The sequence below is a fragment of the Psychrobacter sp. PAMC 21119 genome (genome assembly GCF_000247495.1).
Taxonomy (GTDB): Bacteria; Pseudomonadota; Gammaproteobacteria; order Pseudomonadales; family Moraxellaceae; genus Psychrobacter; species Psychrobacter glaciei.
Genome location: NZ_AHVZ01000010.1, coordinates 46366 through 60718 on the forward strand (window position 1 = coordinate 46366; position 14353 = coordinate 60718).

9 protein-coding genes and 1 pseudogene are annotated in these 14353 nt (G+C 46.0%); 7 read left to right on the plus strand and 3 right to left on the minus strand.

Translation table 11 applies throughout. The features are described 5' to 3' along the window. Nucleotides 1-17 precede the first annotated feature (17 nt). From RH96_RS03585 to dhbA, 4 genes are all read left to right on the plus strand, one after another. Nucleotides 18-788, plus strand: coding sequence for an alpha/beta fold hydrolase (locus tag RH96_RS03585; RefSeq protein ID WP_010197409.1), 771 nt, complete (start codon nucleotides 18-20; stop codon nucleotides 786-788). Then, nucleotides 763-1620, plus strand: coding sequence for a 4'-phosphopantetheinyl transferase family protein (locus tag RH96_RS03590; RefSeq protein WP_010197411.1), 858 nt, complete (start codon nucleotides 763-765; stop codon nucleotides 1618-1620). Before RH96_RS03585 ends, RH96_RS03590 begins: the two co-directional genes overlap by 26 nt. 362 nt (nucleotides 1621-1982) lie before the next feature. After that, a complete protein-coding gene (locus RH96_RS03595; RefSeq protein ID WP_010197413.1) occupies nucleotides 1983-3131 on the plus strand; it encodes an isochorismate synthase MenF in 1149 nt (382 codons plus the stop codon). A 30-nt stretch (nucleotides 3132-3161) separates the two neighbouring features. Next, nucleotides 3162-3920 carry a 2,3-dihydro-2,3-dihydroxybenzoate dehydrogenase gene (dhbA, locus tag RH96_RS03600; protein WP_010197415.1) on the plus strand — a complete coding sequence of 253 codons (759 nt, stop codon included), beginning with the start codon at nucleotides 3162-3164 and terminating at the stop codon, nucleotides 3918-3920. Between the two features lie 103 nt (nucleotides 3921-4023). Here the strand turns inward: dhbA and RH96_RS03605 are convergent, their stop codons facing one another. From RH96_RS03605 to RH96_RS03615, 3 genes are read right to left on the minus strand one after another with little or no spacing between them, the layout of a single operon-like run. Beyond that, on the minus strand, nucleotides 4024-5976 hold the full coding sequence (locus RH96_RS03605) for an AMP-binding protein (RefSeq protein ID WP_010197417.1): 1953 nt from the start codon (nucleotides 5974-5976) through the stop codon (nucleotides 4024-4026). A 23-nt stretch (nucleotides 5977-5999) separates the two neighbouring features. Next, complete coding sequence (locus RH96_RS03610) at nucleotides 6000-6869, minus strand: isochorismatase family protein (RefSeq protein WP_010197419.1); 870 nt, start codon at nucleotides 6867-6869, stop codon at nucleotides 6000-6002. Between the two features lie 48 nt (nucleotides 6870-6917). Continuing rightward, nucleotides 6918-8561, minus strand: coding sequence for a (2,3-dihydroxybenzoyl)adenylate synthase (locus tag RH96_RS03615; protein ID WP_010197420.1), 1644 nt, complete (start codon nucleotides 8559-8561; stop codon nucleotides 6918-6920). An 88-nt stretch (nucleotides 8562-8649) separates the two neighbouring features. Between RH96_RS03615 and RH96_RS03620 the strand changes: the two are divergent. The 3 genes and pseudogenes from RH96_RS03620 (at nucleotide 8650) to RH96_RS03630 (ending at nucleotide 14334) form a co-directional block, all read left to right on the plus strand. Beyond that, a pseudogene (locus RH96_RS03620) lies at nucleotides 8650-11621 on the plus strand (condensation domain-containing protein). A 92-nt stretch (nucleotides 11622-11713) separates the two neighbouring features. Then, a complete protein-coding gene (gene basC / locus RH96_RS03625) occupies nucleotides 11714-13051 on the plus strand; it encodes a putative histamine N-monooxygenase (RefSeq protein ID WP_010197422.1) in 1338 nt (445 codons plus the stop codon). A gap of 341 nt (nucleotides 13052-13392) precedes the next feature. Then, entirely contained in the window at nucleotides 13393-14334 is a 942-nt protein-coding gene (locus RH96_RS03630; RefSeq protein ID WP_026037111.1) for an ABC transporter permease, read from the plus strand. The last annotated feature ends 19 nt before the right edge of the window (nucleotides 14335-14353 follow it).

Below are 14353 nucleotides of genomic sequence, written 5' to 3' on the forward strand. Positions count from 1 at the left end.
TATAAAGCTGAGTAAATATGACGTCAATGAATAACTGTTATCACCTGTTTTGTCTGCCACCAGCCGGCAGTAGCTCTGCGATCTATCGCGCATGGGAGCCAGTAGTGGCCGAGACCTGTAAACGTCGCCATATAAAAGTGATACCGATAGAGTATCCGGGGCATGGCAGCAGATCCGGGCAACCTTTGGTTAATAATCCAAATGTATTGGCGGCAGGCATTGCTCAGACGATTATGTCCTATAAAGACATGCCTTATATTTTATTTGGACATAGTGTCGGTGGCGCTTTGTTGTGGACAGTGATCGATCATCTGCGCGCACAGGATGCGCTTGAATTGCTGGCATTGGTGGTGGTCAGCAGTCGCCCAGAGCCGCAATATTTGCAACATATCTGTGGCAGGCAGCACTTAACGGATGATGAGATTATCGAAAAACTGGCGCATTACAATAATTTTCCACCTGAGATTTTACAAAATACAGCAGCGCTCAACTATTTCTTGACCATTATTCGTAATGATTTTTTTATCAGTGACCAGCTTATCTGTCAGCAGACAATCAAGACACCTGCGCCCTTAACCGCGCCTTTAATTGTATTTTATGGTGTCGATGATCCAGATATCAAAGACGAGGCGATGATGCAAGCGTGGCAGGCACATTCTGAGGTTTTTTTGGGGTGTCATGCACTGGCAGGTGATCATTTTTATTTTTTAAACCCGTCATCGCGTGCGCAAATGCTAAAAAAAATAGAGGAGGGTTTGCTGTATGCGTTACCACACCATAAAGCGTGAGGTATCGGACAGCAGTGCTTTATTGGCACAAGATGCGCGGGCGCTGAGTGTGATACGCCAGCATATTCGGCTGACGTATCACACCATAGTGCTCGCGCATCACCAGATACATCAGCTGTCTGTGAGTATATTGACCGCCAATTTTGCAGTAGAGGCGGCGTATGATTGTTTTGATATTAACTTACCAAAAGCATTGACCCGCGTATCCACAAAGCGAAAGCTGGATTTTTTGACGGGACGCTTAGCGGCAAAGCTTGCCTTACGGGCGTTCGGCTTGGCTCATTTTACCGTCTTAAAAGGGATGCATGGCGAGCCGCTATGGCCAGATGGCATGACGGGGAGCATTAGCCACACAGGTGGCAAAACATCGTGTACGGCGATCTGCTGCGCTTATCGGCAACCATCTATGCAGGATTGCCGTGCTATAGGGGTGGATATTGAGGCCAAAATAAACAATGTCTGTTTTGAGCATAATGTTTGCTTTGATCGTGATGAGTCTCAGCACTATGCTCCTTTAAATCATCATGCTTTTTTAAATCATCAAGAAACTATGACACTGGTAGAATATTTGTGTGGCACACATCCAAATCATTATATCTATTTAATGATATTTTCTGCTAAAGAGAGCCTCATTAAGGCGATATATGCCAAATATAATGTATTACTGAGTTTTTTAGCGTTTGAGTATATAGGTGTGTCTGGTGACGTTATGACGTTTACCATCATTGATGGCACGCAAAAGGCACAAGAAAACGGACTGACCCAAACAGTGATGCAGGTGCAGTGGGGGATGACAGGGCAGCATATTATCACCATCTGTTCTATATCATAGAGATATCAAAAAATGAATAAGATGTGCTGAGCGAGCTGTCTTACGATGGCGCTGATTATATGAAGCAGTGACAAGAATTGTACTACAAAGCGCTTATGCCATGACAGGCGGCTATTTATGAGTCACTTACCTTTCACTTATTACAGTAGCTATATATCCATAGTAGGTAGCATAGCGTCTTGGCAACAGCGTTTTGGCAACCCTGTAGAGCACCGTCCGTAAGAATCAAAAACTTATTACAAGTACCATCTGTAATTTTCAAGTGATAATGATTATCAGTATTACTATAATTATCATTTAAATTTAATAATATAAGTCACAATAACGATCGATGCATCAATAACCACAGTGAGATATCAGTTATGTCTTTACAACATTATGTAGAAACACCGTCGAATCATGAAGCACATTTTGCCTGCTTTTCTACAAAAGAGTATCACCTGATCGGCAAGCGTTTTTCGCAGACGCTAACGACACCTGCAGCAGATACGGTACATTTTAATCAGCGTATCGCTGATCGTTTTAAAGAGATGAAAAATAATGGCGATAAAAATCCAATCTTAATTGCTGCTATTCCTTTTGATATCAAAAATGACGCGGTATTAAATTTTTATAGTGACTACGATAAGTCGGACAAAAAAACCAAAAAAGCTGATCTGATAAAAAATGAGACGCACATCAAGAACAAGACATTGCTGGTGAATCAAGATAAGTTTGAAAAAACCGTCAATTATGCGTTAGAGACTTTCAAAAACACAGAGCTAACAAAAATAGTGCTGTCACAAGCGGTTGATGTCCGTTTTGATGAGTCGCAGAACCTCGCCTTTTACTTAGACGCCTTGCTGGATAAGAACCCAACCGCTTATAACTTTGTGATACCCGTAGACAATCAGCAATACCTACTAGGGGCGAGCCCAGAGCTACTATTGTCTAAAAATGATCTACTCGTTAAGAGCAATCCTCTAGCGGGTTCTAGACCCAAGCGTGATAGCTTAGAGCACAATCAAAGAAACCAACGAGCCTTGCATGAGTCAATCAAAGATCAGCACGAGCATAAAATCGTTGTCGAAAACATATCGCGTAATCTGGTGGCAGACTGTGTGACGCTGAGTATGTCTGAGTTTCCAGAAGTGCTCGAAACCTCGACCATGTTTCATTTGTCCTCAACATTACAAGGCACACTAAAAAAAGCCGCGCCCAATGCTTTGAGCTTGGCATTAAAGCTACACCCAACCCCTGCAGTGTGTGGTACACCAACGCAATTGGCCAAAGATTTTATATTGCAGCATGAAGGGTATGAGCGCGGTTATTACACAGGCTTGGTGGGCTGGATGGATGCAGAAGGCAATGGCGAGTGGGTCGTCACAATTCGTTGCGGGCTACTCAATGATAAAAAATTACGGTTGTATGCGGGTGCTGGTATCGTCGAAGGGTCTGACCCAGAGTCGGAGTGGCGTGAGACAGAAGACAAAATGAAAACCATACTACGCCTCTGTGACACCAGCGCGTAACCCACTCAAACCCACTTAAGGATCAGTATAATGACAAACCACACTGTGATAAAAAAAACCGCGTGGCTGGTGGGCGTCAATCAAGGCATTGGCGCAGATGTGATGCAGCGCCTGTTAGATGAGGATGTTGAGGTTATCGGTATCGATAAGACCAAAGACAAACTGCCCGCAGCGCTACAACAGCAGGTACACATTTGTGACATTCGAGATGAACAGCAGATTGTACATTTATGCGAGACACTATTAAGGGTCAGTCCCCCTGACTATTTTATTCATATTGCAGGTGTCCTGCATTTGGGACAGCACAATGATATGTCCTCGACAGATTGGCTGGATACCTTTGCGGTAAATGTGTTTTCTTGCTTTCACTTCTGCCAAAAGTTGACGCCTTATTTTAAAGAAAAACGCAGTGGCAGTATCGTTGTGGTGTCATCCAATGCCGCCGCAATGCCGCGTATCAATATGTCCGCCTACGGAGCATCAAAAGCGGCGCTGACTTACTTCACAAAGACAGTGGCATTAGAGCTGGCTGAATATGGTGTCAGAGCCAATGTGGTGTCACCAGGATCCACGGGGACGGCGATGCAAACGCAGCTATGGACAGATGACAATGGCGAGCAAACCACCATTACAGGCAATCTTCAACAGTATAAACTTGGCATACCGCTACAAAAAATAGCGCAGGTTAAAGACATCACCAACGCGATCATGTTTTTTATAAGCGATCAATCGTCACACATCACCATGCAGGATCTGGTGGTGGATGGTGGTGCGACGTTAGGGTGCTAGCACGGTGGTATGAGCACTTAAAAAGGACATAAAAAAGATAAAGATACAAAAAAAGGGCTTACTGCGGTAAACCCTTTTTAGATCCTTTTTGTGTAGCGCAGCTTTATGGACGGTCTAAAGCAAGCTGTGCTTTTGTCATTAACTCACCCAGTGTTTTACAGGCCACCAGTGAATAAAAATCAAGCGAGATATTCAACTGCTGTGACAGCTGTGTGGCAATGGTCATCAGCTGTTTGGGTTTTATGTTTAAAGCAAACAGTTGCGTATCGCCCCCCAGCATTTGTATTTGTATTTGTATTTGTGTTTGTGTTTGATGCTCGGATAGATGGCTTTTAAATAAGGTCAAGATGGTATCAATCACTTCTGCTGACAGGCTAGGATCAGTGGGTATGCTCGCTATAACAGGCGTTGGCGCTATAGATAATTGTTCCTGCGCTAGGCTTAGTAGTTTGTTGCGATCGATTTTGCTGTTCGCTGTCAGGGGTATGTCGTCTATTAATAAAAACTTAGAGGGAATGTGCGAGCTTGGTAGCTGATCTTTTAGATAGACTCTTAGATCAACAGCGCTCAGCTGTTGCTTGGACACGCGGTTGGTATTGCTTATGTAATGCGTATTGTCGGTGTAAAGCGCCACCAGCTCATTGATATCGGTGGTAGGGTTTGTGCAACTGATCACTACGGCATGATGAATGGCAGGATGGCTAGATAATGCATTTTCGACTTCAGATGCTGCAATGCGTACGCCTTTGACCTTGAGATAGCCTGCCTTGCGTCCTGAAAATATGATTGCACCATCATCTCGATAATAACCCAAATCACTCATCTTAAAGGCCATGACCACACCGCCATTTATCGTTTCAATGCGCACAAAGTCATTGTGATGTGTCTCTCCATCCAATAAGTAGCCATTTGATAAATTGATGCCAGACATATACATGGTGCCGATAGTACCAACCTCACAAGGCGCGTGCTGCTCATTTAGAATGTGATACTGGTTGTGTGCTAAGGCCTTCCCATATGGAATGATGTGTTGATCGTTGTCAAGGATTTCATGCCAAATACTCCAAATGGTGGTTTCTGTCGGCCCGCCTAAAGAAAACAGCCGCGCTTGAGGCAAGGTCTGTTTGAGCAGGGCAACCATAGATGGCTTGATATAGTCACCACCTTGGGCAATGAAGCGTAGGGTCTTGATTTGATCATGACCACTCACCGTCAGTAACATATCAACAATGGCAGGCACGCTACACCACAGTGTGATGTGATGTTTGGCGATCAATGTTGCCCATGCTGCTGCATCTTTTTGCTGCTCGGTAGTTGGGATGACCAGCGTTGCTGCCACTGATAGGGGCGCAAAAATATCGAATACAGACATGTCATGATGAAAAGGCGTGATAGCCATAAAGACATCGTTATGAGTGATATCCCAGTATGCTATGGTTTGTTGCAAGACATTGGCAGTTGCCTGATTGTTTAAGACCACACATTTTGGCTTTCCTGTGCTACCTGAAGTATAGAGATAGTAAGCAGGGCGACGGCTTAAATCATAGGTGCAAGAGCAGTCAAGTAGATCTATCGGGTCGTTATGACCGCGCGCGGCATCAATATCAATGGTCGTTATTTGAATACCAGACAGCGGCGATAATGCCCCCTGACTGACGGCAAAGTCGGCACGACTGTTGGTCAGTAAGTAGTCAATCCTTGAACGCGGTGCTTGTATATCAACAGGCAGCCAAACGATACCCATTAAAGCACATGCAATCGTGGTATAGATATGTTCAGGGCTTTTGTGCAAGCAAATGGCTACAACAGACCCAGCACGAATGCCTTGCTGCCTAAACATTGCCATTATTACTGCAACATGATGCCCCACCTCATGATAGCTGATCGATTGGTCGGCAAAAATAAGCGCGGTCTTCTCTGGCGGTGTGACCAATACATTGGTCCTAATCGCATCAAGATAGTCATGCAATACGACGTTTGCAAATGCAGCGTCTTGATTGGGAGTATAGTTGGGCGTATAAATACCCTCTAGATGATCATCACTCACGTTCTTCATATCCTTTTACCTAGGAGGACTATTTAGGCTGACTTTTGCTGCTGTTGTATCAAATCCCACCAATTAGACAAGGTTGGATTGCGTGCAATCTCTTCAAAACCAATATCAACGCCATACCCTTTAAACTCGGCGGCAAGCTGCATGATTCTAAGCGAGTCTAACCCGTAGACAATTAAATTCTCCTCAGGGTCTATCTCTTCTTCTTCCTCAATGAGCTGCTCAACTCGGGTATGAAGCCACTGTTTGGTAATCTTATCTGTTTTTGCCCCGACGATCGCCTCGGTATTTAGCACGTGACCACAACGCGAAGACACATACTGTAGTGCCATGCGATGCTCCGCTTCTGAGAAGTCAGCAACCGCATCGCCGACTAAGAAGCATTGAATGTCACTCATAAACGCATCTATAGCGGTCACCATACAGCCAATATGGGCATAAACCCCGCCTACAATCAGCTGGTCACGGTTCCAGCCTTGCATACGCGCCTGCAAGTCTGAGCGGGCAAACGCGCTGTAGCGCCACTTGGTCAAGACGGTATCTGTGTCAGCTGGCGTGAGCGGATCGACGATAGATTGCTGATCGGCTGTCGATGCTGGCAAGCCTGCGCCCCACATGGTATTGAGTAGGGCGCGGTCCTCCTCTGGCTGCTCATAAGGCTGGGCGGTATATACCACAGGGACGTCATTGTCATAAGCCCATTGGCGCAGGCGGGTCAAATGATGGATCAAGGTATTGATAAGTGTACTGTCCGTCTCATAAAAATTGATAAAATAACGCTGCATATCATGGATTAGAAGTACGGCTCGTTTGGCATCGAGTTGCCAATTTACTTTATTGGCGGGGTAGCTTTCAGGCTGCGGCATGGGGTAGTCGGAGAGGGTTTTGATGGTCATACAAGGCTCGCTATTGAATTTGAAAGTATTGGGATGGTCATAAAATCATTAAAGTAATTGAAGAGTACGCAGGGCTTTTTTGTCGGTTTTGCCCACGGAGGTTAAGGGCATAGACTCAATAAACTTGAAACGATCAGGGATTTTGTACTGAGCAATACCTGTGTTTAGTAAATAACGCCGTAGCGTTGATGCTTTGATATTAGGGTCACGAGAGATGATGTAGAGGCAGCTTTTTTCACCAAGTCGCGGGTCGGTGATGGCGATGAGCGCGGCGTTTAACACATCAGGATGCGCAAGAATGAGGTTTTCAATTTCCTCAGAAGCGATCTTTTCCCCGCCACGATTGATCTGGTCTTTGACGCGCCCCACAACGCGCAAATTGCCCTCAGGGGTGCGCTGTACCAAATCGCCAGAGGCATAGTAGCCATTCTTATCAAATGCGTTGGCATTGTGCTCAGGGCTTTGGTAATATCCGCAAAAAGTGTAAGGCCCGCGGGTGGTCAGCATGCCCACCTCACCCTCTGGGACAGGATTGCCTTGCTCATCAACAATCATCACCTCATCATCTGGACTTATCGGTCGCCCTTGGCTAGTGAATATTTGCTCATCAGCATCATCCAAGCGAGTGTAATTCACCAGTCCCTCAGCCATACCAAAAACCTGCTGTAAAGCACAGCCAAATACTATAGGCACTTTTCGTGCGAGCGTCTCAGAGAAATTTGCCCCGCCGACCTGTATCAGCTGCAAGGTTTTCAGCTGTGCTGCATGTTTGGGCGCTTGCTCTATCCACGCCACGACCGCACTTGGTACTAGTGACGCCATAGTGACACCATAACGCGCAATGATTGAAAAGCATTTTAAGGGCTCAGGATCAGGTGCCATAACGACTGTGCCTCCTGCATACAGCACGCCAAGCGCGCCAGGAGAGCTCATCATAAAATTGTGCGGTGCCGGTAGCGCGCAAAGCAGCCGCGTATCAGTATCCAGTCTGCAAATATCAGCACTCGCTCTGACACTATAGTAATAGTCGTTGTGTGTACGCGGGATTAGCTTGGGCGTGCCCGTACTACCGCCGGACAACTGAAAAAAAGCCACCTCATCGGCGGGGGTAGGCGAGTAGAGCACAGGATGCGCATCGTCAGCATCCACCATATCGCTGGCTGCTATCCATGTCTCCAGTCTGTATTTACTTGCCGTATTTGCAGCGTCATTCAGGGTTAAGACAAGCTGCGGGCTCAGATCAGTAGCATGAAGCTCATTAATAAAGTCATCGTCTTTAAACACCTCGTGAGTCGCTGACACGATAAGTAACTGTGGTTTAATTTGCTGACAAAAGCTACGTAGCTCATGCTGCCGATGGGAATAAAGCGCATTTAAGGGAACGACACCTATTTTTAATAGCGCAAAAAAAACAATATAAAATTCAGCCGTGTTGGGCAGCTGCACCAAGGCGGTGTCTCCTTTGCCAATACCTTGAGCGCTGATGCGATGGGCTAGATGGGTAGATAAGTCATCTAACGCTTGATAGCTGAGCTGACGATCACCGCAGATCAGCGCCGTCGCTTTAGGGTCGCTGGCACAGCGCTGAGACAGGATATGTGTCAGTGGTTCATTGATCCAATAGCCTTGGGTTATATAGTGCTGCGCTCTGTTTTTTGGCCAAGGATAAAATTTAATAAGCGGTTTAATCATATTGTCAAAACCTTAGCGAAACGGTGCTACGTCATAGTGAAAAAAATATCAGGGCAATAAAACAACAATCATCAATTATTGTTTGTAAATGTTAATGCTAATGATTATCATTTGTGATACAGTGCCTCATATATATTATTTTGTCAACTGAGTAAGCACATCATGAGTGAATTAACTCCCATGCAAGCAGCCTGCTGGTTTGGTCGTATCAGCGAATCTGAGTTTTTAGGTGGGGTGGCTGCCCATCTTTATGTTGAATTTGATGGGCAATCAATTGATTTACAAAAGCTAGAGTCGGCCTTACAGTATATGCATTTGAGGCATCCCATCTTGAGAATGCGCCTCAGCTCAGATGGCATTCCTACTATTGCTGCATCTGCACCAAAAACCCTGCTTGAAATTGATGATTTAAGCGTGCTAACTCCCCAAAAACAAATACAGTATTTGCAAGATAAACGTGAGCAATGGACGCACCAGCAGCTGGATCTGACCAGTGGTCAAACGGCAAGGTACTCCATCAGTCTGCTCAATCAATCAAACTTTCGTTTGCATATTGACACAGATATGATCGCGGTCGATCCCTCCAGCTTTTGTCAGTTGATAGAGGAGTTGGCGGCGTGTTATCAAGGCATAGTCACCACTGCTACGCCTGTTGTCTGCTTTTTTGATTGGCATGAAGCCATGCAAGCAGATGCAAGCATCAAGCAGCGCCATCATAGAGACAAAGCATGGTGGCGGGCGCGTCTTCCAGATATCGCCCCAATGCCCTCATTGCCAGTGAGTAATAACGCAGCAAAAACGGCGCAGAGTCATTGTCTCAGTGAGCAGCTGACAAGCGTAGAATACCAAGCGTTACGGCAGCTGGCACGTCAGCGAAAAATCACTTTTTCTAGCATGATGCTTGGTTTGTTTGCTTTTGCCTTGTGTCAGGCCACCCAAGATACTTTCTTTAGGCTCAATGTTCCAACCTTTTGGCGCGCGCCTGTGGTAGAGAATATTGACCAGTGTATTGGCGATTTTTCTAATTTTGTCATTGTCAATATAGACACAGCGGCAGCCAAAACCTTGGGTACGCTTTGTCAAGATGTGGCTGATCAAATGATTGAGCTGCTAGACCATACCCATTATGCGGGTGTCAATATCATGAGAGATTTATCTCGCTATCATGGTGCTGCCCAGCAGACGCCTGTGGTGTTTACTGCCGCTTTGGATTTACCACAAGGGGTGCTGTTTTCTGAAAGTGTCAAACAAGCTTTTGGTGAAATGACATGGACAACATCTCAAGGTCCGCAGGTTGCCTTGGATGCTCAGGTGGTACGTGTGGAGAATGGCGTACTGGTGAATTGGGACATACGTCTAGACACATTACCACTGGCATGGGTCACTGCGCTGTTTCACTCATTTATCGGCTTATTGAGAGAAGTCGGTCAAAATCCTGCTGTTCTGGATATGATGTTTAATCAACTGCCCAAAGGCATTATTTATCAACCTGAGCAGCCAGCCGATCACAAAACCATAATGACTGACGAGCAGCCATTGTCCGCGATACAAGAAGCCTATCTACTTGGTCGTACGACGCAGCTACCGCTTGGCGGCGTTGCCATGCAGGAGTTCCGTGAATACTATGGTCGTATGGATATGGCTGTGCTCAAGCAGCGCTTGACGGATATTGTTAAGCGGCATCAGAGTCTACGCACTCATATCAATGTGACCACATTGACTCAGTATGTGTGTAATGATCTCTGTATCAATCTACAAGAGATTGATCTGCACCACCTCTCAGCCAAAGAAGCCACTACCTATCTACAGTCTTATCGAGAGACGTATACGCACCAAATGTTTGATTTGCAGGGCGCGCCTTGGAACATCACGGCTTTTCATTTAACAGGTGGCTTTTTGCGCCTCTTTATACGTTTTGATGCACTCATTCTTGATGGCCGTGCGATCGCGTCTTTAATGCTTGAGCTGTTTGCAGCGCCGTCTGCCACAACCACATATATGACGATACCCACTGTGACAACAGACACGCCTGCTAAAGCTGAATCTAAAGCGGCGTCTCGTGCAGTGGATATGGCTTATTGGGTGCAAAAGCTGTCTACCGTTACCAATGTGCCTGCATTGCCATGGATCAGACCACTAAATGAGCTGGGCGCTGCCCATTTTGTGCGCCGAAGTTTGGTCGTACCAGCAGATACGTTTCGGCAATTGGAAAAAATTGGGGCAAAACAAGGGCTGTTTAAAAACTCTGTGATTATGGCACTCATCCTAGAGCTGCTCTCACAAGTGCAGACACAATTGCAGGTACAGCAATCCATCGTGGTTGCGGTGCCTGTTTTACCCTTATACACAGGGACGCTAGTCAATAACTCCACGTTTATAGCGGTTGAGTGGACAGTTGGTACAGAAAACTTCATTCAGCAAGCCTCAAGTTTGCAAGTCGATGTGCTCGAAGGCTTGCAGCATTTGTCATTTTCAGGAGTAGATTTGGCGCGATTGCTCTTTGAAAAATTCAATGCCGCACCTGTGTTGCCTATCGTGATTACCAATGGTTTGTCTTGGCCAGTTCTTACAGCAGATACGCCAATGCGTTTAGAGCGTGGATTAACCCAAACGCCGCAGGTCGCGATTGACATTCGCTTTACCACCCAGCGTGATGGCGCGCTCGTGTTTGATATCGACCACGTGCCCAAAGCCATTGCTACCAAAACCATTGACTGCTTGTTGCAGGCTATAGATACCGCGATACATCAAATGGTTGCCTCACAAGCCTTTCGCTTTGATGTCTCGTCATATCTGCCTGTCGCTACAGAGCAAAACGCTGATGTGACTACCACGTTTTGTCAGCAAGCCTTATTTGATATTTACTTGGATACCATCGGTCAGGTGAGTGATACACCTATCGATAAAACCATGAATTTTATGACCATCGGTCTGCGTCCTCAGCACCTCAAAACCATCTCAAAGCGCCTTTATGATACTTATGCAGTGCAGCTCTCGCCAGCGCAGCTACTGCATTGCCGCGATGTGACCGAGGTGCAACGGCTCTTAAAGACTGGGTAGCACGCGCAACAAAGCGCTGCAAAAGAGACATGCTGCTTAAAAATCAGCACTATTGAATATTGGAATCGTTTGACATTAAAGGCTTATGCACAATGAATAAAAAAATTGCCGACATTATAGGTATTGGTATTGGACCCTTTAATTTGGGCTTGGCGGCATTGCTCTTAGAGCATCGCACTATTCAGGCGAGATTTTTAGAGCGTAAGCACGAGTTTCAGTGGCATAAAGGGCTGCTTTTGTCTGGTGCGACGCTGCAAGTCCCTTTTTTTGCCGATCTTGTCACGATGGCAGATCCGTGTCATAGGCTGAGCTATTTAAACTATTTGCATCAGCATGACCGCTTATACCAGTTTTATTACTATGAGCACTTTTTAATCCCGCGCGTTGAATACAATCACTATTGCCGCTGGGCCGCCACGCAGTTACCCAGCTGCCATTTTGGTGAGTATGTTGACGATGTCACTTATGATGCCAAGCAAGATCACTTTGTTATCGACAGTACATTAGCATCAGGAGGGAAAAAACAGTATCGCAGCACCAATCTGGTCATTGGGATTGGCACGAAACCAAATGTACCCAAATGGCTGGCCAAAAGTAATCATCCTTTGGTCAAGCATGCGGCAGAGTTTGCCTCCTTACAACAGGCTTTAGCGAAATGCAAAAAAGTGACCGTCGTTGGTTCAGGACAAAGTGCGGCTGAGTGTGTACTGGCACTGCTAAGATCATTGACGCCTACTCAAGTTGCCGCAGGGGCAGGCGTTCGCTGGATCAGCCGCTCAGCAGGATTTCATCCTATGGAGTCCTCAAAGCTTGGTCAAGAGTGCTTTACACCCGCTTATATGCAGTACTTCCAAAGCCTGTCTCGAGAAAAACGCCGTGACATCGCAGGGGGTCAAGGGCTGTTATATAAAGGAATTAGCTACTCAACCATCGCCGATATATATGATCTGCTGTATGAGCGTTCCATCGGTGGCAAGCCTACGGGCTTATCTCTACATCCCAACTGCGAAGTGGAATCTATTGCAAAAAATGTCCAATCAGGGGCGCTTGAGATCAAGTGTTTGCACACGCAGCTAGCGCAGCGCTTTAGCCTAGAGACAGACGCCGTGATTGCTGCTGTCGGTTATGTGCATGACTGGCCACAATGGCTGACGCAATTAAAAGGGTCGGTACTGGCAACGGATAGTAATGAGGATTTTATAGTGCAAGAAGACTTTACGGCACTTAGGTGTGATGCAGGTTTGGGACGAATATTTATACAAAATTCAGAAATATTCCAACAAGGGGTTGGTTCTCCAGATTTGGGTATTGGTGCCAATCGAAATGCAGTGATTATCAATCAGTTATTGGGTCGCGAGGCGTATCGCATTGCTAGCTGCACAGCTTTTCAAACGTATGGTATTCCTGAAGATGCGCTCTTAGATCGGTAATGACGCTTAGGGTATGTTGATCAGGATAAAGAAGTGAACCACTTATGTGTTTGGTGGTGAATAAACGGGAATGCTGTCTTACTGACGGTAAGCACAGCCTTTTTTTCTGTTTTTTATTATAAGTATAGTGGGGCATGTCCATATCGGTCTTATGATGCCAACAAGGTATGTCAAAACAGCTGAGTTTTGTTAGACAGTGCCAAACATCTGCTAAGTACGGCTATATTTACAGCGATATTTGTTGTTGTTGACCATATTTGTAGTTTGGCGCATCACTGACACAGCTTTTCACCACTAATACTTATGAGTGAAACTCTATTCTCAAACGCAGCAGATTTTTCATGATATTTAGGTTATCGGTTTTATTTGCCACGTTATGTCTGGCCTCTCTTATGATTGGTACCAAACAGATAATGTGGTCGGAATTATTCTCTTTTTCTACGGACGCATGGCTGACGCTCACGGCCAGTCGTATACCACGGCTGATTGCGCTGATACTGACAGGGATAGGGCTATCGGTCAGTGGCGTTATTTTGCAGCATATCGTGCGTAACAAATTTGTTGAGCCTGCAACATCAGGGGGGATGGATGCCGCCAAGCTTGGCATTTTAGTGTCACTGACGATGATTCCTAGTGCGAGTACGGGCAGTAAGATGATGTTTGCGCTGGGCTTTTGTTTTGCTGCGAGTTTGATTTTTATTTATATCATCAGCCGCATTCAGCTTAAGCGTTCTGTGCTGATTCCTGTGCTTGGCTTGATGTATGGCAGTGTGCTCAGCGCCATCGCTGAGTTTTATGCCTACCAACACAATATTTTGCAAAGCATGCAAGGCTGGTTATTGGGGGATTTTTCGCGGGTGGTTCAAGGTCACTATGAGCTGATTTATATTATCTTGCCCATTATTGTTCTCGCTTATTTTTACGCGCATCGCTTTACGGTGGTCGGTATGGGTGAAGAGATGGCTGCCAGTTTGGGGTTGAGTTATGTCACTACTGCCGCTTTGGGTCTCATACTGGTGTCAGTGACCGTCGCCGCGTCAGTCATCACCATCGGAGCGATACCTTTTGTGGGGTTGGTCGTACCCAATTTGGTGGCACTAAAGTATGGAGAGAACCTATCGCGCACGCTGCCCATTGTGGCGCTCGGCGGCGCCTGTCTGCTGCTGCTGTGTGATGTGTTTGGCAGATTGGTCATTTATCCCTTTGAGGTGCCCATTGGTCTTACGGCAGGCGGGCTTGGTGGCGTGGTCTTCCTCATGCTGATTATGAGGGGTGTCAGATGACGGTAACTATAAAGTTTCG